Source organism: Ureibacillus yapensis, assembly GCF_003515775.1.
In the GTDB taxonomy this organism is placed as follows: domain Bacteria; phylum Bacillota; class Bacilli; order Bacillales_A; family Planococcaceae; genus Ureibacillus; species Ureibacillus yapensis.
The window spans coordinates 1-21,975 of the sequence record NZ_QWEI01000010.1 but is presented as its reverse complement, the minus strand read 5'-3'; the positions used below and the strand labels follow the sequence as shown (position 1 = coordinate 21,975).

15 protein-coding genes, 1 pseudogene and 1 other annotated feature are annotated in these 21,975 nt (G+C 40.3%); all 16 genes and pseudogenes read left to right on the top strand.

The window, feature by feature from the left end; genetic code table 11:
• Positions 1–204 precede the first annotated feature (204 nt).
• On the top strand, positions 205–1,830 hold the full coding sequence (locus tag D1B33_RS15130; RefSeq protein ID WP_118877242.1) for a hypothetical protein: 1,626 nt from the start codon (positions 205–207) through the stop codon (positions 1,828–1,830).
• Between the two features lie 65 nt (positions 1,831–1,895).
• On the top strand, positions 1,896–3,335 hold the full coding sequence (locus tag D1B33_RS15125) for an S-layer homology domain-containing protein (RefSeq protein ID WP_233549502.1): 1,440 nt from the start codon (positions 1,896–1,898) through the stop codon (positions 3,333–3,335).
• Between the two features lie 13 nt (positions 3,336–3,348).
• A complete protein-coding gene (locus tag D1B33_RS15120) occupies positions 3,349–6,285 on the top strand; it encodes a VWA domain-containing protein (RefSeq protein WP_118877241.1) in 2,937 nt (978 codons plus the stop codon).
• A 339-nt stretch (positions 6,286–6,624) separates the two neighbouring features.
• Positions 6,625–7,986: a glutamyl-tRNA reductase gene (gene hemA, locus D1B33_RS15115; protein WP_118877240.1), complete on the top strand. Its 1,362-nt coding sequence runs from the start codon at positions 6,625–6,627 to the stop codon at positions 7,984–7,986.
• A 179-nt stretch (positions 7,987–8,165) separates the two neighbouring features.
• Positions 8,166–8,993, top strand: a complete 828-nt coding sequence (gene ccsA / locus D1B33_RS15110; protein WP_118877239.1) for a cytochrome c biogenesis protein CcsA — start codon at positions 8,166–8,168, stop codon at positions 8,991–8,993.
• Positions 8,994–9,011: 18 nt separating this feature from the next.
• Positions 9,012–9,941 carry a hydroxymethylbilane synthase gene (gene hemC, locus D1B33_RS15105; protein WP_118877238.1) on the top strand — a complete coding sequence of 310 codons (930 nt, stop codon included), beginning with the start codon at positions 9,012–9,014 and terminating at the stop codon, positions 9,939–9,941.
• Positions 9,934–10,701, top strand: coding sequence for a uroporphyrinogen-III synthase (locus tag D1B33_RS15100; protein ID WP_118877237.1), 768 nt, complete (start codon positions 9,934–9,936; stop codon positions 10,699–10,701). Before hemC ends, D1B33_RS15100 begins: the two co-directional genes overlap by 8 nt.
• Positions 10,688–11,668, top strand: coding sequence for a porphobilinogen synthase (gene hemB, locus D1B33_RS15095; protein ID WP_118877236.1), 981 nt, complete (start codon positions 10,688–10,690; stop codon positions 11,666–11,668). The genes D1B33_RS15100 and hemB overlap by 14 nt, the downstream gene beginning before the upstream one ends.
• 3 nt (positions 11,669–11,671) lie before the next feature.
• On the top strand, positions 11,672–12,958 hold the full coding sequence (gene hemL / locus D1B33_RS15090) for a glutamate-1-semialdehyde 2,1-aminomutase (protein WP_118877235.1): 1,287 nt from the start codon (positions 11,672–11,674) through the stop codon (positions 12,956–12,958).
• 174 nt (positions 12,959–13,132) lie between these two features.
• Positions 13,133–14,308: a hypothetical protein gene (locus tag D1B33_RS15085; protein ID WP_118877234.1), complete on the top strand. Its 1,176-nt coding sequence runs from the start codon at positions 13,133–13,135 to the stop codon at positions 14,306–14,308.
• Positions 14,309–14,470: 162 nt separating this feature from the next.
• Positions 14,471–14,722: a binding site (T-box leader), on the top strand.
• Between the two features lie 75 nt (positions 14,723–14,797).
• Entirely contained in the window at positions 14,798–17,449 is a 2,652-nt protein-coding gene (locus tag D1B33_RS15080) for a valine--tRNA ligase (protein ID WP_118877233.1), read from the top strand.
• 87 nt (positions 17,450–17,536) lie between these two features.
• The gene (locus tag D1B33_RS15075; protein WP_118877232.1) at positions 17,537–18,808 is read left to right on the top strand and encodes a bifunctional folylpolyglutamate synthase/dihydrofolate synthase; all 1,272 of its coding nucleotides are present in this window, start codon (positions 17,537–17,539) and stop codon (positions 18,806–18,808) included.
• Between the two features lie 13 nt (positions 18,809–18,821).
• A complete protein-coding gene (locus D1B33_RS15070; RefSeq protein ID WP_118877231.1) occupies positions 18,822–20,093 on the top strand; it encodes a bifunctional folylpolyglutamate synthase/dihydrofolate synthase in 1,272 nt (423 codons plus the stop codon).
• A 130-nt stretch (positions 20,094–20,223) separates the two neighbouring features.
• Positions 20,224–20,862, top strand: coding sequence for a hypothetical protein (locus D1B33_RS15065; RefSeq protein WP_118877230.1), 639 nt, complete (start codon positions 20,224–20,226; stop codon positions 20,860–20,862).
• Positions 20,863–20,956: 94 nt separating this feature from the next.
• Positions 20,957–21,544: a Maf family protein gene (locus D1B33_RS15060; RefSeq protein WP_118877229.1), complete on the top strand. Its 588-nt coding sequence runs from the start codon at positions 20,957–20,959 to the stop codon at positions 21,542–21,544.
• Positions 21,545–21,558: 14 nt separating this feature from the next.
• Positions 21,559–21,966: pseudogene (locus D1B33_RS15055) on the top strand (UPF0758 domain-containing protein); the annotation flags it as partial.
• Positions 21,967–21,975 lie beyond the last annotated feature (9 nt).

The following is a 21,975-nucleotide window of genomic DNA, read 5'->3' as shown; positions in this document are numbered from 1 at the left end:
TTGATGGTTTATTAAAATCGAGACTAGTTCGATTTTAGTAAACCATCTTTTTTTGTATTTTAGTATGAAATTCCTATTTAAACCTTTATTTAAGAGAAATATATCCGATATAACCTTTAGGAAGTGCAGCACTGTCGAATGTGTGAGCATGGCAAAATAAAAATAAAACGAAGGTAGGCGAAAATAGTGGGGAAACTCACATACATGCTTCTTGGATTTGTACTTTTGGTTTCAATCATTATACCAGCCAGAAGCGTTGATGCAGCATCAACATTTAAAGGGACATTTGTAAGTGTTACTTATAATGAGATTCAACTTAAAGACGGCAGTGTCGAAAAAAAACTTAGCAAGATTACACTCAAAAATAGTTCGGGGAAAACTACAACACTCAATATCGACAACAATACAGCACTTTATATAAATAATACTCCTACTACAATGGAAGGTTTTAAAAAAGGAATGGAAGTTGAAGCCACTGTCAATTTGCGGAAGGTAAAAAAACTAAAAGGCCTTTCCAACGTTAAACAAGGAGCTATAGTTCAAAACAGCAAACAACGTACAGGTGTTGTAACAAAAATTGACCCCAATGGGCTTTTCATTACTGTAAAAATTGATGGGAGTAAAGAGAATACATATTATATCAACCGAAATACGGATTTTTTTAAAGGCTCTTCATCGGCTGATTTAAGTTATTTGTATGAGGGTGACCGAGTTAAAATCAAGTTTTCTGCTGCCAATACAGATACTATTTCGGAAGTCGAGATTATTTCAACGGGAATCGAGATTGCCAATTTATATAAGGGTGCACTTCAAGCTGTTAATACTTCTTCAAATAAGTTAACAGTTAAAAATGCCCAGGTTTTTCAAAACTGGCTTTTTGGAGCAAGAAATAATACAAAACTATCTACTTATTCCTTCAAAAACACTACACCAATTTATGTCGGAAATGAAAAGATCACTCGAAACAAATTAAGAGATTATAAAAATAGCGAAGTATATTTTGTTACTAAAAAAGAATTCAGCAATGAAGTCATACAAAAAATCATCGTTCTCGACAACAATGAAAGAACTTATTACGAACCTATGACGGCAGTAAATACCACCTACGAATTCATAAACTTGAAAAGAGCAGGACGTTTATATTTCCATGAAGGGACAATCTTGGTTCGCAATGGACGCTTGGTGGAACCTTCAACCCTGACTGCATATGGAACTGCCTATGTAGTTACGGACGGAGCAACAAGGGACAACTTTGCACATGTTATTAATATTACAAACGATTCGCTTAATTCACCTAATTTTTCTACCCATGATTTGTATTTTGGCAGAATCTCTAGAGTTGATGATTATCGAGTAACACTGGATCGTTTGGTGAAACAAGATAATAATTATTGGAAAGCTCAACCTAGTAAGATTTTTTCCATTAGTAATAATACAAATGCAGAAATAAATTATAATCCGGGGACATTCAAAATCATCCCGGATATGGACTTGATTTTCTATGAGACTTATTATGGGTATTTTTATGTGAAAGATGGCCATATTCAAGCAGCTCATATACTCCAGCCTACCGAAGTGATAGTGTCATTGGTTTTGACGGGCAACATTCAACAAGTCAATCTGAAAAATGGAAGAATCACTGTGAATAATGTAAGTCAATGGGTAAATGGTTCTTGGCTGGATTCCGGATTCGTAAAGGATGCCGATATGAGCCAGGCGCTGATTATAAAAGACGGTAAGGTAATAGAACCGGATGAATTAAAAGCTTCAGATCGAGTTGTATTGTATACAGATGATAACTTTGATATCGATGTTTTAGTAGTAAACTAGAGTACACAGGTATGTGGAGAGTTCCACATACCATCTCTAGTTTTGTAAAAGAGAGGGGTTAAAGGATGACAAATCTACGATCAGGGATAAAAGTGTTTTTAATGTACTTCGCCGTACTATTTATTTTGGTACTCATTCCTTACAATGTTAAAGCAGAAATTGTTGATGTGAACGGCGGAATTAAAAATGAATATACATATGAAGAGGTTGTCTTTATAACAGGCAGACCCATTATTTTTACAGGCACAAGCAAAAATGTAAAGGTTGAAGAAAAAGAGAGCAAAGGGAAGTTGACTGAAACAATCAAGCTGACATTAATTGGTCCGAGCAATGAAAAATTGACTCGAAGTTTTACTTATGTTTCCGAAGTGACGAATTATGATGGAATAGGCCAAAGTACCGCAAATGGGGAAGTCACAAAATATAGTGAGAAAATAGTGATGGGTGGGGTTACATATACCTTATCGGATTATCAACTTTCAAAGGGAAATGTTACGGATAAGCGCCCAGCTTCCGATTATTTCTCCGGTAATGCTTTGTCCAGAAAAACTTTTACGACAACTGCCACAAAAACACAACCTAGTCAAACGATTGTTGTGAATATTGACAGCAGGAATGTGGGTTACCAAAACTTCTGGGGAGGTACGGAAACTAGAATATCCGAATATGAGTACATTTACCCAAACGGTACTATTGGAACTGTTAAAAATAGAGCCTCCGCTACAAAATCCCGTACTCTGAATTATGAAGAAAATGCAGCTTCATTAGGCAGCTTCGATGGGGGTTATGCCGTTATAAGCACTGCCAATGCAATTTCGGAATATACATATGATTTGCCATCCAAGTCAGGTTCCATTGATTTAAAAAGCGAATATATGCCAAGAGTTGAACGCTTAATTGTTCCGAAATTCAGAGACTTATCTGCACATTGGGCAAAAGATGAAATTGAAAAATTATATTCCCTTGGGATACTGGATGATCCATCCAACTTTTTCTCACCTAATACACCAATGAGACGTTATGATTTCGCAGTCGCCCTAGGTAAAGCGGTCGACTTGCGAGTTCTGGAAGATACTAAAAAGAAATCCACTACCAGTATTTTTAAAGATGTAAAGAGGACAGCGAAAGATTACAACTATTTGGTTTCTGCTGTTGAAAAAGGAGTTATAAACGGGACAGCTCCTAAAACCTTCAATCCCCAAGGTTCTTTAACAAGAGAACAAGCGGCAACGATACTAATACGTGCACTGGGACTTGAAAATAAAGCGCCAGACCCTGGTTATAAAACACGCTATAAAGATGACGCAAAAATTTCCGACTATGCAAGGGATGCAATCTATGTTGCAGGTGAATTGGGATTAATGACCGGTGATGCAGCGGGCAAGTTTAATCCTAAAGCGCATCTAAGTCGCTCACAAGCTTCCGCAATATTGGTGCGCTTCTTGGAGTACCTGGAAAATGATTTAAAACAAAACTATCGTGATGACATACTCTTTTTTGAATAGAGGAATCTAAAAAATGAACATTGTAAAAAAAATAGCTGTTATTTTAATGTGCATATTTGTGACAATTGCGCCTATCAGTTCGATCAATGCAAAAGCGGCAACCATTACAGACGTCAAACAAAGCAATCCCAAATACGGAGCGATTAAATGGGCAATAGATAATGATTTGATGCATCCCTACAAGGGAAAGTTTCAACCCTCCGCTCCTGTTACGGAACTGCAATTAATGAAAATGATTGCCAAGTTGGATAAAAATTACTCGCACAGTTTCACGAGTGATCGGATTTATGATTATTACAGTGGCTTGAATATTCCTTTGTACGGTGACAGTATGAGAGCGAAACGCAATGCGAATGTCGCCCGGGGACTCTTTGCCCGTATTTATGCTTCCTTGAACGGAATGGATTTATCTGAGGCTCAAGCCATTCAATATCTGTATATGAAAGAAATTACGAAAGGTACTACCGGCAAAAAAACATACAACGATTTTACCCCCCGAAAAAATATTACAAGAGGAGACTTGGCGGTTTTCTTGTATCGAATTGCCAAAAAAGGTTATTTGAATTTTGAGGGGCTAACTAGTACTGCAACGGGAAAAGATAATAGTAAAATAACACTGCCGATAGACTTTTTATCTCGGGGAGCAACTGTCCAATTAAAAGCACCTTCCGGCAGCAATAAAAACGATTCATCAAATTACCCGAATGTAAAGAATGAAGTGCAAAACATATCAGTTTCCACTGAAGAGTTAATTGCAAATGGAAAAGATTCATCATTGATTACGATTGAGCTAAAGGATAGCTACGGAAGGGAAATTGAACAAGATACCTCCCTTCAATTTAAGGTGACATCTCAACTGGGCGCAAAATTCTCGGCAACCAAAAAGAGTTCTTATTCCGATATCGTTGAAACGGATGGCGGCGAGCTTAGTGTTTATGTAACGGCGCCGAGTCTTGTAGAATCGCGCAACGATACGATAAAATTCGAGTTGATTAATAATACAGATCCAAAGTTCTCAAGTTATAAATATAAAAATATAGAAGTAGGCCTGCATTATGTGGCCAAGCCGGAATTGCAAATTTCTTATGAAGTTTATGATCCCGATCAACAAGAATGGATAGAAAACCCTGATAATCAAGGAGTAAAAATGTCGCCGCTGCCACTGCTTGATCAAGGTACGATTCGGCTTACAGATTTAAGTGCCTGGAACAAAACGTTCAGTGCCTATTTAGTAAATCCAACCCCAACGTCTACTAAAGTTGAGGATAATGCAGTAAGTTATGAATTTGCTAATTTAACAGTGGCTAATCAAAAAATCTCCAATTGGCTATTTGAACAAATTATGTATAAGCAGCTACGTAATTATATTGGTGCTGAAATAGAGTTTCCAACGAAAGATTCTTTTCTAAATGAAACTGCAATTGAAACTTCATTTGAAAATACAACTGTTATGGAATATTCAAACGTAAATGGACAACCCAACTATAATTACCTGCCACCAGAATTGACGGATTATGTTTATTTGAAATACAGTTTCAATTCTTCTTCTCTTTCGGCAGCTTTTTATTATTTGATTGGTTTTATCCCTAACAATCAAAATCAACTGTCTATGGTTCACTATGATAGTGTAAAGGCAATCAAAGCCATTTATGACAGTTTAAGCGGTGCCGAAAAGGAATTTTTGGCTAAAAATTATAGCAAAGAAGTTGCGAAACTTAATAGTTCCAATACGTTCGTGGATACATTAAAAGCAAATGAAAAGATAGCTGCTCAACCTAATGGCATGGAAAAATACACGAAAATTATTGTTTCATTGGTAGCACCTGGCGGAAGAGTCATTACGGATTATAAAGGTACCGTGAACATTACCTATAATGGAATAAGCCGCGATGTACCGTTTACTACCAATACTGCAAATTATACTAAAGGCACCGGTCATGCAGGGGCTGCAGTTCTTTATACAGACAGTGTGATCGAAGGAAAATCCGATGTTACAGTAAACCTTTCCCCTTCATCCCTGGATCCAAGGTACACGGCAATTTTCGGTGAATTATTTGGAAAAGAAATAACGGAAACGATTTTTGTAAATCCTAAATTTAGTGAGAATAAATGCACCCGGGATATTGAAGTGGCATATGTAGTTGATCAGTCAGGATCTATGAAGAAAAATGATCCCAATAACTATGCGTCACTTAAAACCAAACAATTGATTCATCAGCTTGATGCAGTGCATAATATTGCGGTTCGCTTTAATTCAAATGCCTACCTTGAGGCAGAAGGAACTACAGAAGAAGTCCTAGCTAAAACGAATTTGTTTGACGCCAATAACATTAAAGGCGGGACAAATATCGCGAAGGGTTTAAATCTGGCGCTAGATCACTTTATTGCTAGTGATTCAACTTCAAAATCAATTATTTTAGTATCTGACGGAAAGACAACGAATAAACAAATCGATCAAGTAATTCAAAGGGCGAGCGGAAAGGTTAAAATATATGCAGTGGCAGTGGGCGAACAAAAAAATACGGATTTGACTGTTTTGAAAGAATTGGCTGATAAGACTGGCGGCCAATTCTACCACATTAGCGAAATTGAAAAAATGCATGGCGCTTATCAAGCGATTATCGATGCAATCCTTTGTCAAACCGTTGTTCCAGACAATAGCTGTTTGGCAGGAGATTCAATTTATACGGATGCCAATGTTGAGATTAGCCGCTCAAATGTCATCATGACAGCCATTTTAGATTGCGGGAAAGTGGAAAAAGTTCGTGTGCGCTTCAACTCTAAAGAGGGAGAATATCATTTTGATTTAGTATATCGAGGGCAAAATGTCTTTAGAGCAGTACATAATATTGACCGATTCCAAAATTTTTATCTCTACAAAGAAGTTGAATTTATTGCATATGATGAGGACGGAAATATACTGGGTACGAAAAACTTTAAAATGGAGTAAGCAGTAAATGCTAGCGACAATATTTGCTAGCATTTTAATAAAATATTAAGAGCATGGCGATCGGTGATTAGTCAATATTCCTGGAATGTTGCACTTTTTTAATGGTTTGTTGCCGAATCCAGAATCCAACTATATGTAAATACATTGTTTCGACATTATTGATGGAAAGTAAATTGTATCCATTGAAACCCAATGTAATTTTTGTTACACTTAATTATAATAATTCTAATTTAATAAAAGGGGCATAAATTTCATAGCATGTTCACAATAAATCTGTGGATAACGCTCTCTTTATGTTAGAATAGAATCTATGAAATAGATCTGTGAGGTGTAAAGTTCATGCATACACTGGTAGTAGGCTTGAATTATAAAACTGCGCCGGTCGAAATCCGGGAGAAGTTGTCGTTTATTGAAAGTGAACTTCCGAAGGCGATGGCGGCACTGAAAAAAGAAAAGAGCATATTAGAGGACGTTATTGTTTCTACTTGTAATCGAACTGAAATATATGCAGTTGTAGATCAATTGCATACGGGTCGTTATTATATAAAGCAATTTTTGGCTAAATGGTTTGATATTCCTGTCGAACAATTTGATGCGCATCTTTATATCCGTGAAGATGACGATTCGCTACACCATCTTTTCCGTGTCACTACAGGAATCGATTCAATGGTGCTTGGTGAAACTCAAATTCTTGGACAAGTGAAAAAAAGCTTCTTGGAAGCGCAAGAAGTTGGTACAACGGGTACAATCTACAATCAGCTATTTAAACAGGCCGTCACTTTTGCGAAACGAGCACATAACGAAACAACGATTAATGAAAATGCAGTCTCGGTTTCTTATGCAGCGGTTGAACTTGCCAAAAAGATCTTCGGCTCGTTAAAGAACAAACATGTTGCCATCCTGGGTGCGGGCAAAATGGGTGAGCTCGCCATCCAAAACCTTTATGGCAGCGGTGTCGGCGATATAACTGTTGTGAACCGTACTTTTGAAAAGGCGGAAAAGCTTGCCTCGAAGTTTAACGGGGATGCTAAATCAATGCAAGAATTACAATGTGTATTATTGGAAGCCGATATTTTGATCAGTTCTACCGGCTCATCGGAATATGTGATTGATTTCGAATTAATGCAATTTGTGGAACGTCTGCGTAAAGGGAAACCTTTGTTTATGGTTGATATTGCCGTACCGCGCGATTTGGATCCGCGCATTGGTGATTTGTCGAATGTTTTCCTATATGACATTGATGATTTGCAGGGAATTGTTGAAGCCAATTTGGCAGAACGCGAGCAGGCAGCAAGAGAAATTACGAATATGATTGGTCAAGAAGTCATCCAATTTAAAGATTGGTTTGCCACTCTTGGGGTAGTTCCCGTAATTTCAGCATTGCGTAAAAAAGCGAATCGCATTCAGCAGGAAACAATGGCAAGCATTGAAAATAAAATGCCGGATTTAACTGAGCGTGAACGCAAAATTTTAAATAAACATACGAAATCCATTATTAATCAATTATTAAAAGAACCTATTTTGCAAGCAAAGGAATTGGCAAACTCTCCAAAAGCAAATCAGCAGCTTCAATTGTTCCAACAAATTTTTGGCATTGAAGATGAAGTCATGGAAGAAGTAAACACGCAACAACAAAAAGAATTGGACTTTAAGAAAAGTCTGCAAAACCAAGCTGTTTTAGATGGGAAACTATCCTATTAAAAAGTTTTCTTTCCATTGACATGAATTTGTAACAACGATTAGAGTCGATGCAGAATAGCGGTGTTGAAAACGAGGCGTTTTCGTATCTTTATGATAAACTTAAAGATACGGGAACGCTTATTTTTGCAGACAAGCATTAGCTCCAGGCAAAGATGTTAAAAATGAAGAAGGGTAGCGAAATGACACAATTAGCGATGTCGAGGCTTTACGAACTCATGGTTGTTCTATATGCAACCGGGATCGTTTTCTATTTCATCGATTTTTTCTATAAACGTGTGAAAGTGCGGCGAATTGGATTTTGGCTTATTTCAATCGTTTGGGTCTTGCAAACCGTTTTCTTGCTGCTTTATATGTTTGAAATAAAGAGATTTCCAATCTTGTCTTTAACCGAGGGAATCTATTTCTATGCATGGTTGCTCGTCACCTTGTCGATTTTCCTGCATTGCATAGCCAAAGTAGATTTGCCAGTTTTTTTTATCAATGTTTTGGGATTCATCTTTATAACCATTCATTTGTTCGCACCGGAGCAAGTAGAAAACCCATTAATAAAATCACTGGAATCTGAAATGTTGTTTATTCATATATCATTTGCAATTTTATCATATGCAGCATTTTCATTAGCCTTTGTTTTTTCGGTATTATACTTAATTTTATATAACTTGTTAAAAAAGAAAAAATACACAAAGCTTTGGTCCAGATTGCCTGATTTGCACCAAACAAGCAGGTGGATGTTCTATTCCATTTTAATCGGGGTTCCCCTAATATTCATAAGTTTGCTTTTAGGGCTTGAATGGGCTTTCTTAAAACTAGAAGGATTATCGATTCTGGATGTAAAAATTGTCGGCTCATTTGTTATTACAGTCCTTTATTTATTAATCTTGGTGCTTCACCATACCGGGAAATTGACAGGCTTGAATTTTGCATGGGCACAAATTTATATATTTTTGCTTGTTGTCATAAATTTCTTCCTGGGAAGTAAATTATCAAACTTCCATATATGGTATTAACAGAAAGGTAGGCTCATCATGAGAAAAATTATTGTTGGTTCAAGAAAGAGTAAGTTGGCTTTAACTCAAACAAACTGGTTCATCAACGAACTTAAAAATGCGGGGGCGACTTTTGAGTTTGAAGTTAAGGAAATCGTGACAAAAGGTGACCGTATCCTTGATGTCCAATTATCAAAAGTCGGGGGAAAAGGCTTATTTGTAAAAGAAATTGAACAAGCTCTTTATGATAAAGAAATCGATTTTGCCGTACACTCCATGAAGGACATGCCTGCTGTTTTGCCGGAAGGATTGGTGATTGGCTGCATTCCTCCGCGTGAAGATGCAAGGGATGTGTTTATTTCAAATAATCATGTAAAATTTGCCGACTTGCCGAAAGGGGCCATCGTCGGAACAAGTTCATTGCGTCGCAGTGCGCAGCTTTTGCAAGCAAGACCGGACCTTGAGATTAAATGGATTCGCGGAAATGTAGATACACGCCTGGCAAAATTGCAAAATGAAGACTTCGATGCCATTATTTTGGCAGCTGCCGGACTTAAACGTCTTGGTTGGAACGATGAAGTGGTGACGGAATATTTGGATACAGATATTTGTTTGCCTGCCGTAGCACAGGGAACATTAGGGATAGAATGTCGTGCCGATGATCAAGAACTCTTGGATGAATTGGCAAAATTAACGGATACCATTACATGGCAAGAAGCACATGCTGAACGCGCTTTTCTTGCTGCGATGGATGGCGGCTGCCAGGTACCGATCGCAGGGTATGCAACAACTGATGGAGAAATGATTACGATGACTGGCTTAGTAGCAGCTCCGGATGCATCCGTGATTTTTAAAGAGACTTTACAAGGTACAAATGCGGAAGAACTAGGGAAAGAAATAGCCAAAAAGTTAACGGAACAAGGAGCTTATGACCTTATTCAAAAAGTAAAGGCTGAGTTGGATGCCTAAACCGCTCGAGGGAAAAACAGTGGTTGTCACAGGGTCTTCCAAGACATCGGCTGTTCTTTCCAGAATCGAACAATTAGGGGGAGAAGCTTTCTTTCTCCCGCTTATTGAAACCAGAGAAATCATTGAAGAGCATGATTTCGAGAAGCTGAAACAAGCATTTGCATTTGACTGGCTCATTTTTACCAGCCAAAATGCAGTAGAAGCATTCTTTGAAAAAATAAAACGCCATCGAGTAAATCCTGCTCGATTTATCGGCAAAATTGCCGCAGTGGGTTCGAAAACGGCAAAACTACTTGAAAACAATGGCTTTCATGTTAGCTTTGTGCCATCTATTTTTAGTGCGGATGTATTTGTCAAAGAGTTTCCGAAAGTAGCCGACAACTCGCCTGAATGCTTGTTTTTAAGAGGCGGCAAAGCGAAGGATACAATAAAAAAAGGTTTGCCTTTTCGAGTGGCGGAATGGACTGTATATGACACTTATACAAAACCATCCAACATTGAACCGCTCACTGAGTTGATAAAGGTTAAAGAACGACCGATTATCATATTTGCAAGTCCCTCCGCAGTAGAAATGTTTGCAGAAAATATTGCTCCGGTTGTTGGATGGCAAAAACCACAGTTTGCAAGCATTGGCCATATCACGACAGCTAAATTGGAGCATTATGGAGCTTCTGTTACTTATCAGCCGAGTCGCTACACGATGTTGGCGGTAATAGAAGAAATAAGGTTAAGAGAGGAAAATAATCATGACAGAACTTAATTTCAGAAGACACCGCCGTCTTCGTTCATCCAAAGCAATGCGCTCAATGGTAAAGGAAACTTACTTGCACAAAGAAGACTTAATTTATCCAATCTTTGTGATGGAAGGCGAAAATATTAAAAATCCGGTCAGTTCGATGCCAGGTGTTTTTCAATTTTCGCTGGATATGCTAAATGCTGAAGTGGACGAAGTAGTGGATCTTGGTATTCCGGCAATCATTATTTTTGGCTTGCCCGCAGAAAAAGATGCAGTTGGTACAGGGGCTTTCCATGACCATGGAATTGTTCAAAAAGCAACTCGACAAATTAAGGAACGTCATCCCGAATTAATGGTCATTGCCGATACTTGTCTATGTGAATTCACTGATCATGGCCATTGCGGCGTGGTGGAAGGCGAAAAAATCTTAAACGACCCTTCGTTGGATGTTTTGGCCCGCACGGCTGTTTCCCAGGCGCAAGCTGGAGCTGATATTATTGCACCATCAAATATGATGGATGGTTTTGTTGCCGCGATTCGTGCAGCTTTGGATGAAGCAGGCTTTGAAGAAATTCCAATCATGTCTTATGCCGTGAAATATGCATCGAGCTATTACGGGCCATTCCGTGAGGCTGCAGATGGCGCACCGCAGTTTGGAGACCGCAAAACTTATCAAATGGACCCGGCAAACCGATTGGAAGCATTCCGTGAAGCAGAGTCGGATATTGAAGAAGGAGCAGACTTTTTAATCATCAAACCTGCTCTATCCTATTTGGATATTATTCGGGATATCCGCAACAACTACACGTTGCCAATTGTTGCGTACAATGTATCAGGCGAGTATGCCATGGTTAAAGCAGCTGCCCAAAATGGCTGGATTGAAGAAAAACCCGTAGTTATGGAAACATTGTTGGGGATGAAACGTGCAGGCGCGGATATGATTCTGACTTATCATGCAAAAGACGTGGCTCGTTGGTTGGAGGAGAAATAAAACATGACTTATGAAAAATCGATTCAAGCATTTAAAGAAGCAGTTAATTTAATGCCAGGAGGCGTAAATAGTCCGGTTCGTGCATTTAAATCGGTTAATACCGATCCTATTTTTATGGAATCCGGTGAAGGCGCCATCATTAAAGATATCGATGGAAATGAATATATTGACTATGTATTAAGCTGGGGACCGCTCATTTTGGGCCATTCTCATCCGGAAGTCGTAAAAGCGATTCAGGAACAAGTTGCTAAAGGTGCTTCATTTGGTGCACCGACCCTATTGGAAAATAAATTGGCGCAAATCATTATTGATCGCGTGCCTTCAGTAGAACTGGTTCGTTTCGTGTCATCCGGAACGGAAGCGACAATGGCCGCTTTGCGTCTCGCGCGCGGCTACACTGGAAGAGATATAATATTAAAATTTGAAGGCTCTTACCATGGCCATGGGGATTCTTTGTTAATCAAAGCTGGTTCCGGTGTTGCTACACTTGGTTTGCCGGACAGCCCAGGCGTACCGGCTGATATTGCCAAAAATACACTAACTGCTGCTTATAATGACTTGGAAGCCGTTCAAACTGTATTTGAAAAGTTTGGTAAACAAATTGCGGCAGTAATTGTTGAACCTGTTGCCGGCAACATGGGGGTTGTGCCTCCAAAACCAGGCTTCTTGGAAGGGTTGCGCAAAGTGACGGAAGATCATGGTGCACTTTTAATCTTTGATGAAGTAATGACTGGTTTCCGTGTGGATTACCATTGTGCGCAAGGCTATTTTGGCATTAACCCGGATTTAACTTGTTTAGGAAAAGTGGTGGGTGGGGGCCTCCCTGTTGGAGCGTTTGCAGGCAAACGTGAGATCATGGAACACATTGCTCCTGCTGGGCCTGTTTATCAAGCAGGTACTTTGTCAGGGAACCCGCTGGCTATGACGGCTGGGATTGAGACTTTATCCCGCCTGACTCCAGAATCCTACGAGTATTTCAAAAAGCTTGGGGACAAGCTGGAAGCCGGAATCCGTGAAGCCGCAACAAAATATATTATTCCCCATACAATTAACCGCGCTGGCTCGATGATTGGTCTTTTCCTGACAAATGAGGAAGTGGTGGACTTTGCGTCTGCAAAAACTTCGGATTTGGAGTTATTTGCCGAGTACTTTAAGTTAATGGCTGAAGAAGGGGTTTATTTACCGCCTTCACAATTTGAAGGATTATTTATTTCGACGGCTCACACGGAAGAGCATATTGAAAAAACCGTTGGAGCATTCCATAAAGTTTTTGCTAAACTAGCAAGATAATCAACCGACTTCAAGTGCCTTTTTCCTTTATTGGAAAAGGCGCTTTTTTTATCTGCTCAATTGCGCTTTCTCGTCTGTGTAGTTCCCGCGGGCTTTTGGTGCGAAAAACATTTACTGGATGCTAAGCATACTTGCAATCTTTCAGCATAATGTAGTTACGGGAGGGATTGCCATATGCAAAAAATTAATTGGGAAATGATGACGCAATTCGTTTTTCCAGAACAGTTAGGTACAGTTGAAGAAGTGGTCTCCGTTGATATTAAACCCATTTGGCAGCAGATTGAAACGGAAGATTCTGTTCGGTTAGTCGGGATTTATCATATTGCCGCAGTTGCACGCTTTAATCCATATGAATTGCCGGAGTACAGTGACGGAACGTTTATTGAAGAGCTTGAATTTGACGGGAATAATGGATATTTTGAATATGCATTGCCTTTGGAGGTTGACTTGCCGCGTGAAAAAGTTGCCTATGAATGCCAGCCGCAAGTCAGCATTGATGATCTTTCCTTTTTTGTATATGATGGATCGAATTGTACATTTAAATGGGAAGTAGGCTGTCAATTTGACGAAACGGTGGAAGGTGCATTATTCCAATATCAACAAGCACCAGCTGGATTCACAGAGCCTCCATTGCCAGTTAAACCAGAGCTGCCTGAAACGTTCACGTTGCTGCAACCGCAAGCACCTGCTGCCGATGAACCTGAGTTAAAAGTGGCGGCACCGGAAATCCCGGAACCTGTAAAAGCCGCTGTTGAATTAGAGGAACAAGCAGAAGAAATATCGGAATCGTCTCCACTAACTGAACCGGAGCCGGATTTGCAGGCGGCATCAGTAAACGAAGAAGAATCGCACAGAATTCCCGAAGTACCCGAATATCGTCTGCAAGAACCGCCCGCTACGGAAGTCGCACAAACAATTGAAGAAATTGAACAAGTAAGTGAAAATACGCAGACAGAAGATAGCACTTATTTAGAGCAAGCGGATGCAGAACAGGAAGAATCTCAAGAAATCCTGGAAGTGCAGAAAGAAGAACCAGCGGACGATTCCAAGATAGCCAAAGGACAACCGTCGTCAGAAACTTATCCTCTTGAAGAACAACAGGAGGAACAAGTTTACGATAGTACCAGTATAAGAATGGCATCGCAATTTACGGTAAGTAATGAGGCTGTTGCAGAAAATACCGAGCCCATTTCGAATGAAGAAACGGAGTCCGAGACTGAGGAAGAAACAAAAGAGAAAATTCTTCAGTCGAAAATTCAATTTTTGCCAACGGATACGGATGATTTTTATAGTGAATTAACGGAGTCTTATACGTTGTTCAACATTCCAGGTAGAGCGTATCGCGGATAACGGGCGATTATTGCTTTTTTTTCAAGATTTAACTTCCTTTCATCAAAATAAGTTGTCACTTGAAAACTGTTGATGGTATATTATATTGTATGAACAGTTATACTTCATTTATAATCTGCTTAAGTATTACGAGGGATTATTGCGGAATACAAGTAAATAATGAATGATGCGATGAGAAGGAAGAGTAAAATAACCTGACTTGCCCCAGAGAGGAAACAGCAGCTGAAAAGTTTCCGCATGTCACTATTTGAAAGTAGCCTTTGAGCAGCTTTTGTGAACTCACAGTAGCAAAATGCCGGGTAAACCCCGTTACAGAATTGAGAGCCGAGAACTTGTTGCTGCTATACTAGTAAACAATCTCGGAATTAAAGGTGGCACCGCGAAATTAATAGTCAAAACTCCTTCGTCCTTTTACCGGGATGGAGGAGTTTTTTTATTGAACTAATTTAGGTGACCTTTGATTGCGCTATCTTAAAAGGAGGAGTCAATATGACAGAACAACAAAATTCATCCATGCCAACCAAATACGACCCGCAAGGCATTGAAGCGGGACGCTATGAATGGTGGCTGCAAGGCAAATTTTTCGAAGCACAACCTGAAAGTGGGAAACAACCATATTCCATCGTAATTCCCCCTCCAAACGTGACAGGTAAACTGCATTTAGGGCATGCATGGGACACAACACTGCAAGATATTCTGATCCGCATGAAACGCATGCAGGGATACGATGCTCTATGGCTGCCGGGAATGGACCATGCGGGAATTGCAACCCAAGCAAAAGTAGAAGCAAAACTTCGTGAAGAAGGAGTTTCACGCTATGATCTAGGACGTGAAAAATTCCTCGAAAAAACGTGGGAATGGAAAGAAGAATACGCTGGGCACATTCGTGAGCAATGGGCAAAACTTGGGTTGGCGCTGGATTATACACGGGAACGTTTTACGCTGGATAAAGGCTTATCCGATGCGGTAAAAGAAGTATTCGTCAAGTTATATGAAAAAGGGTTAATCTACCGTGGTGAACGTATTATTAACTGGGACCCTGCAGCAAAAACTGCTTTATCGGACATCGAAGTTATCCATAAAGAAGTAGAGGGCGCTTTCTACCATATGGAATATCCATTGGCAGATGGCTCGGGTAAACTACGTGTGGCAACAACACGTCCTGAAACAATGCTGGGAGACTCTGGTGTGGCTGTTCACCCGGAAGATGAACGCTATAAGCATTTAATCGGCAAAACGGTGATCCTTCCGATTGTTGGCCGCGAAATTCCGATTGTTGGCGATACTTACGTTGACATGGAATTTGGAACAGGGGTGGTAAAAATGACGCCTGCCCACGACCCAAATGACTTTGAGGTAGGAAACCGCCATAATCTTGAACGTATTCTCGTGATGAACGAAGACGGGACGATGAATGACCTGGCAGGCAAATATGCCGGAATGGACCGCTTTGAATGCCGTAAACAAATTGTTGCGGATTTACAAGAAGCAGGCGTGCTGGTGGAAATTGAGCCTCATACACACCAAGTAGGACACTCGGAACGTTCAGGCGCTGTCGTGGAACCGTATCTTTCGGCACAATGGTTCGTTAAAATGGGACCACTGGCTGAGCAGGCATTGGAAATGCAAAAATCCGAGGCCGAAAAAGTGAACTTTGTACCAAACCGTTTTGAAAATACGTATAATCGCTGGATGGAAAATATTCACGATTGGTGTATTTCCCGCCAATTATGGTGGGGCCACCAAATTCCGGCTTGGTACCATAACGAAACCGGTGAGATCTATGTAGGGAAAGATGCACCTGCCGACGCTGAAAACTGGACGCAAGACGAAGATGTATTGGACACTTGGTTCTCTTCGGCATTATGGCCATTTTCAACTATGGGTTGGCCTGACACGGAAAACGAAGAGTTCAAGCGCTACTATCCAACAAATACGTTGGTAACAGGTTACGACATTATCTTCTTCTGGGTAAGCCGCATGATCTTCCAAGGGAAAGAATTCACTGGTGAACGTCCATTCAAGGATGTCCTGATTCACGGCCTTGTACGTGATGGGGAAGGACGCAAGATGAGTAAATCCCTCGGCAATGGAGTGGACCCGATGGATGTAATCGACCAATATGGCGCAGATTCGCTTCGCTACTTCCTGGCAACGGGTTCATCGCCTGGCCAAGATTTGCGCTATACAACCGAGAAAGTGGAATCCGTTTGGAACTTTGCCAATAAAATCTGGAATGCCTCCCGATTTGCACTTATGAATATGGAAGGCATGACTTATGATCAAATCGATTTAGCGGGCAATTTAAACGTTGCCGATAAATGGATTTTAACTCGTCTGAATGAAACGATTGAACGCGTGACAACATTATCCGACAAATATGAGTTTGGTGAAGTTGGCCGTGAGCTTTACAACTTCATTTGGGACGACTTCTGTTCTTGGTATATTGAGATGGCGAAATTGCCGCTATACGGAGAAGATGAGGCTGCCAAGAAAACAACTCGCTCGGTGCTTGCGTATGTGCTGGACAATACAATGCGTCTGCTTCACCCAATGATGCCATTTATCACGGAAGAAATTTGGCAGCATCTTCCACACGAAGGAGACTCTATTACAGTGGCGGCTTGGCCAACAGTGAAAGAAGAATTTAACTTTGCGCAAGATGCAGAAAGCATGAAGCTTCTTACTGAGATTATTCGTTCCGTACGCAATATCCGTGCCGAAGTAAATACGCCAATGAGCAAAAAAGTGCCTTTAACCATTTCTGCGAGTGATGAAGCAACAGCGAAAATCCTTGAAATCAACAAAGGCTATATCGAGAAATTCTGTAATCCGGAAGAGCTGACAATCGGCGTGTCCATGGAAGCGCCGGCTCAATCAATGACTGCAGTAGTTTCGGGTGCGGAAATTTACTTGCCGCTTGCAGGATTGATTAATCTGGAAGAAGAAATTGCCCGTCTGGAAAAAGAGCTTGAAAAATGGGCAAAAGAAGTGAAATTAGTGAACGGAAAGCTTTCAAACGAAAAATTCGTATCAAAAGCACCGGAAGCACTTGTTGCAAAAGAACGCGAAAAACTTGCGGATTATCAAGAAAAATATGAAGCGGTTGAAAAACGTTTAGCAGAACTTAAAAATCTATAATATGATGGAGGTGTCCCAGTTTCCTGGGACGCCTTTTCCTAATAGTGCAGAAATAAAACAACATATAGAGAAAGTCAGGAGAAATGCATGTTCAAAACAATGGAAGAATGCACCGATTTTATCTTCGGTTTAAGGGCAAGTACATATAAGGGAGAGCCGCTGGAAGCGGTTCGTGCAATTTTAGATGAGTTGGACAATCCGGAACGGCAAGTTAAATTTATTCATTTTGCCGGTTCCAATGGCAAGGGGTCCACACTGAATGCAACAAGGGCGATTTTGATGGAACAAGGATATCGTGTCGGGGCTTTTATTTCTCCACATTTGGAGCGGGTGAACGAACGAATTACCATCAATCATGAACAAATATCGGATGAAGACTTCTTGATTTGTGCAAACAAGGTTAATGAGGCGATTAAAACGAAGCTAAATGGACAATATCCAAGCTTTTTTGAAATCATGACGGTGATTGCTTGTCTTTATTTTGCCAAACAAGGGGTCGATCTTGCATTGATGGAAACGGGGATTGGCGGCCGCATTGATTCAACAAATGTCATCGTTCCGGAAGTGTCAGTGATTACAACCATCTCCTTGGAGCATACTGAAATATTGGGCGATACAATCGAGAAAATTGCCTTTGAAAAAGCAGGAATTATTAAAAAGCACAAACCGGTTGTTGTGGGCGTAAAACAGCAGGAAGCGGTAAATGTTATAAAGCAAAAAGCGAGTGAGTCCTGCTCGGAAAGCTATTTCCTAGGCAAGGAAATCATGATTGAAAATACAAGGAGCGGGTTTCCGCAAGTCTTTGATTATTTCTTAGGAAATCACGAGATAGATAAAATCCCGTTAGCCATGCAAGGTGCCCATCAAATTGACAATGCAGCGCTTGCGATTACAGCTAGTTTATTATTTGATCCCGATATCGATGCGGCGACAATCCGCGAGGCATTAGGCAGAGCAATGTGGGCGGGGCGATTTGAGCAATTAGATTATAAAATCATATTGGATGGCGCCCATAATTCAGAGGGGACCAAAGCATTGATCGATACTTTAAAAAATGTTTATCCAAACAAACATTATAAGTTTATCTATGCTGCCCTGCAGGATAAAGATCATGAAATTAGCATAGGGATGATGGATGAGGTGGCGAGTTCAATGGGCTTTACCCAAATCAATTTGCCGCGCGCAGCGAAAGCGGAAGTTTTGGCGTTGCAATCCAAGCATGAGAATGTCCGTCATGATGAAAACTGGCAGCGAATGCTTCAGAAGGAAATCGATATTATCCAACCGGACGAATTGCTGGTGATTACGGGTTCTTTATATTTTATTGCAGAGGCGAGAAAATTTTTAATTTCAAGATGAGAGAAGAGGTAAGATGAGAATACCGAAATTAGATGAATATAAGAAAAAGTGGAATATTGAAAGTGAGCAGTCGATCCAACTTGGCCTTGAATCCATGGTTCAAGCCTTGGAGATGCTAGAGCATCCCGAAAAAGAATTGAATGTTGTCCATGTAGCAGGCACCAACGGAAAAGGGTCAACCATTGCTTTTTTGGAACAGCTGGCAATTGCCCATGGATTGACAGTAGGGAAATTTATGTCTCCTTGCATTGTCGATGTGCATGATCAGATTCAAATCGACGGAAAACCGATTTCTGAGAAGGAATTAGATTATATTTTTGCTATCATGAGTCGCGCGGGACTAAGCGGAAAGTTAACCGATTTTGAATTGTTAACTTGTGCCGCCTTCCTTTATTTTGCACAGAACAACTTGGATGTGGTGTTAATAGAAGCAGGAATGGGTGGACGGGAAGATAGCACCAATGTCGTGGATCCAATTGTTTCAATCATAACGAGCATCGCTTTGGAACATACAAAATTCCTCGGGTCCACCATTGAAAGCATTGCTTCACATAAGGCGGGAATTATAAAACAGCAAAAGCCGGTGGTGATTGGAAGGCTGCCCCAACAATCTGTTCATGTCATCGAACAAGAGGCTTTTGAGAAAGAGTCACCCCTTATCGCTCTTGGCGACCATTTTGATTTTATTGAAGAAGACAAAATTTATACAAACGATGAAAGAGGGCTCTCCATTCAACGGTTGCAAGGGGGATTGCCGGGGAAACATCAAGGGGATAATATGGCGTTGGCGATTACCGCATTTTTTGAATTAGCCGATTTTTTAACTATTGCTGCAGATATTGAAAAAATTCGTGAGGCAGTCAAAAAAGCAAAATTGCCAGGACGGTTTGAACAAGTATTGCCTAATGTCTATTTTGATGGGGCGCATAATCCCCAGAGCGCGGAAATGCTAATCCAAACCATTCAACAGCAATTTCCCAATGAACCGATTCGATTTGTTGTCGGCATGTTGGCAGATAAAGATGTAAAAACAGTCTTGGGAATCTTGGAAACGGTAAGCGATGAATTTTATTTTATCGACTTTTCGAATGACAGAGCAATGCCGGCATCCGAGATGATGTGCTTATCGTCTGCATCAATAAAAGCGATTTTGTCAGACAATCAAGCCTTTTTCCGACAAGCATCGACATTTAATGGGAAAATATTTGTTACGGGTTCTTTATATTTATTGACCGAATTAAGGGGACAATTAAAAAATTTTAAGGAAGATTGTGGGTTATTGTAATTAATTCAAACAAATAATGTGGAAAAGTATCGTTTGAACGATATTTTTGCGAAAAATTTTTTAAGTGAGGCGACAGCAACCTCGCTTTTTTTTATTCTATATTTGTTACGGTAGCTGTGAGGTGATACGTATGAAATTTCCAAACGTCATAGGAAGGCGCGAACTGATCAATGCAGCCGTAATTGGTTCGGTAGCTGGGCTTGCAGGAGTTCTATTTTTTGTGCTTTTGCTTAGTTCCATGAATCCAGCCACGGATACACAACAAGCAAATTCAACACCGGAACAAGAAATGATTCCAGTACAATCATCTGAAGGGGCCATTGACGATGCATCTTCCGTCGGGTTTTTCGCAAATCAATATGGTGTCTTTACAAGTTATGAATCTGCAACGGATTTTATTTCTGAATATCCTTCATTAAATACAAGCGCCATAATAGAAGTTAATGGAAATTTCTATGTTTGGTCCGCAGTTTCGCCAATTCGGGAAGAGTTGATCTTATCGAGTAATCCAACTTCTTTTGCAAAGTCGTTCACATTTTCGGCTGCCGCCTGTTCAAAAGAAGTCCAAAAGGGCATTCCTTCGATTTTAGAAAGCAATGATCCATCAAAATTTTATTTTCAGGATGGCAATGTTCCGGAAAACTTTCCACAAGATTGGCAGTCCGTCACTTCAGCCATTGCAAGCTTTTCACGGGATTTAAGCATTGCCAGAGTGCAGCTGATCGCCCATTATTTTGGCAAAAATGAATGCATGAAAATTGAATTTTAACGAGAAAAAGTGGACGAAATTCAATTTTAAAAAAACCGGAAATTGTTTTTCAAAATGCCATTCCTCGGCTATCATAAAGGTAGGAGGAATGGATATGAATTTACTTACTGAACACAAACTGGTCTTGGCTTCCGCATCGCCAAGACGAAAGGAACTATTTTCAAAACTTGGTGTTCCCTTTGAAGTGGTAACAAGTGATGTCGAAGAAACAGCTGTACAAGCCGAAAGCATGGAAGGCTACGTGCGGGACGTTGCATTATTGAAGGCGCGCGCTGTTGCCAAAAAAGAAAAGGGAAAAACAATTATTGGCGCGGATACGATTGTGGTTTTTAAAGGAGAATTGCTGCATAAACCGAAAAATGAAGAACAGGCATTTTCCCATTTAACAAAATTATCAGATGGATATCATCAAGTGATGACAGCGGTAGCCATTATTCAACCGAATGGACAGGAAGAAACTTTTGTCCAAGAAACGAAAGTCTATTTTAAAAAGTTATCACAAGCATTGATGGAAGCCTATATTGAAACAGGCGACCCTTTTGATAAAGCAGGAGGGTATGGCATTCAAACGGATGGCGCACTGTTGGTAGACCGTATTGAGGGTGACTATAACAATGTTGTGGGATTGCCGATATCCACCTTATTTGAGAAACTGATTGCATTAAATATCATAAAAATATAGGAAGTGAAATATGAATGACGATTGCCCCGTTTGCAGAGCTTAAGATACGCGATGTCCATGTAGAAGATCGGCCAAGGGAAAGGCTGATGCGGCAAGGAGCACAAAGTTTATCCAATCAAGAATTAATAGCGATTCTACTACGGACAGGTACAAAGCAGGAATCTGTCTTGACTTTAGCCAATCGAGTTTTAAATTATTTTGAAAAACTTCATGAACTGAAACATGCAACCATTGAAGAAATTGTGTCAATTAAAGGAATCGGCGAAGCAAAAGCGGTTCAGCTTCTGGCAGCAATCGAATTAGGCAGGAGACTGTCGCAAAAGCAAGTAGATTCACGTTTTACGATTCGGTCGCCCCAAGATGCGGCAACATTTTTAATGCCGGAAATGTCTTCGCTGCAGCAAGAGCATTTCGTTGTTGTATAATTCACA

What these genes read in the sequence shown, in the direction of transcription:
- hemB (WP_118877236.1), top strand. Translation starts at nt 10,688, where the DNA reads ATGACAGAACTTAATTTCAGAAGACACCGCCGTCTTCGTTCATCCAAA.
- D1B33_RS15085 (WP_118877234.1), top strand. Translation starts at nt 13,133, where the DNA reads ATGCAAAAAATTAATTGGGAAATGATGACGCAATTCGTTTTTCCAGAA.
- D1B33_RS15100 (WP_118877237.1), top strand. Translation starts at nt 9,934, where the DNA reads ATGCCTAAACCGCTCGAGGGAAAAACAGTGGTTGTCACAGGGTCTTCC.
- D1B33_RS15130 (WP_118877242.1), top strand. Translation starts at nt 205, where the DNA reads ATGCTTCTTGGATTTGTACTTTTGGTTTCAATCATTATACCAGCCAGA.
- ccsA (WP_118877239.1), top strand. Translation starts at nt 8,166, where the DNA reads ATGACACAATTAGCGATGTCGAGGCTTTACGAACTCATGGTTGTTCTA.
- hemC (WP_118877238.1), top strand. Translation starts at nt 9,012, where the DNA reads ATGAGAAAAATTATTGTTGGTTCAAGAAAGAGTAAGTTGGCTTTAACT.
- D1B33_RS15125 (WP_233549502.1), top strand. Translation starts at nt 1,896, where the DNA reads ATGACAAATCTACGATCAGGGATAAAAGTGTTTTTAATGTACTTCGCC.
- D1B33_RS15070 (WP_118877231.1), top strand. Translation starts at nt 18,822, where the DNA reads ATGAGAATACCGAAATTAGATGAATATAAGAAAAAGTGGAATATTGAA.
- D1B33_RS15060 (WP_118877229.1), top strand. Translation starts at nt 20,957, where the DNA reads ATGAATTTACTTACTGAACACAAACTGGTCTTGGCTTCCGCATCGCCA.
- D1B33_RS15075 (WP_118877232.1), top strand. Translation starts at nt 17,537, where the DNA reads ATGTTCAAAACAATGGAAGAATGCACCGATTTTATCTTCGGTTTAAGG.
- D1B33_RS15120 (WP_118877241.1), top strand. Translation starts at nt 3,349, where the DNA reads ATGAACATTGTAAAAAAAATAGCTGTTATTTTAATGTGCATATTTGTG.
- D1B33_RS15080 (WP_118877233.1), top strand. Translation starts at nt 14,798, where the DNA reads ATGACAGAACAACAAAATTCATCCATGCCAACCAAATACGACCCGCAA.
- D1B33_RS15065 (WP_118877230.1), top strand. Translation starts at nt 20,224, where the DNA reads ATGAAATTTCCAAACGTCATAGGAAGGCGCGAACTGATCAATGCAGCC.
- hemA (WP_118877240.1), top strand. Translation starts at nt 6,625, where the DNA reads ATGCATACACTGGTAGTAGGCTTGAATTATAAAACTGCGCCGGTCGAA.
- hemL (WP_118877235.1), top strand. Translation starts at nt 11,672, where the DNA reads ATGACTTATGAAAAATCGATTCAAGCATTTAAAGAAGCAGTTAATTTA.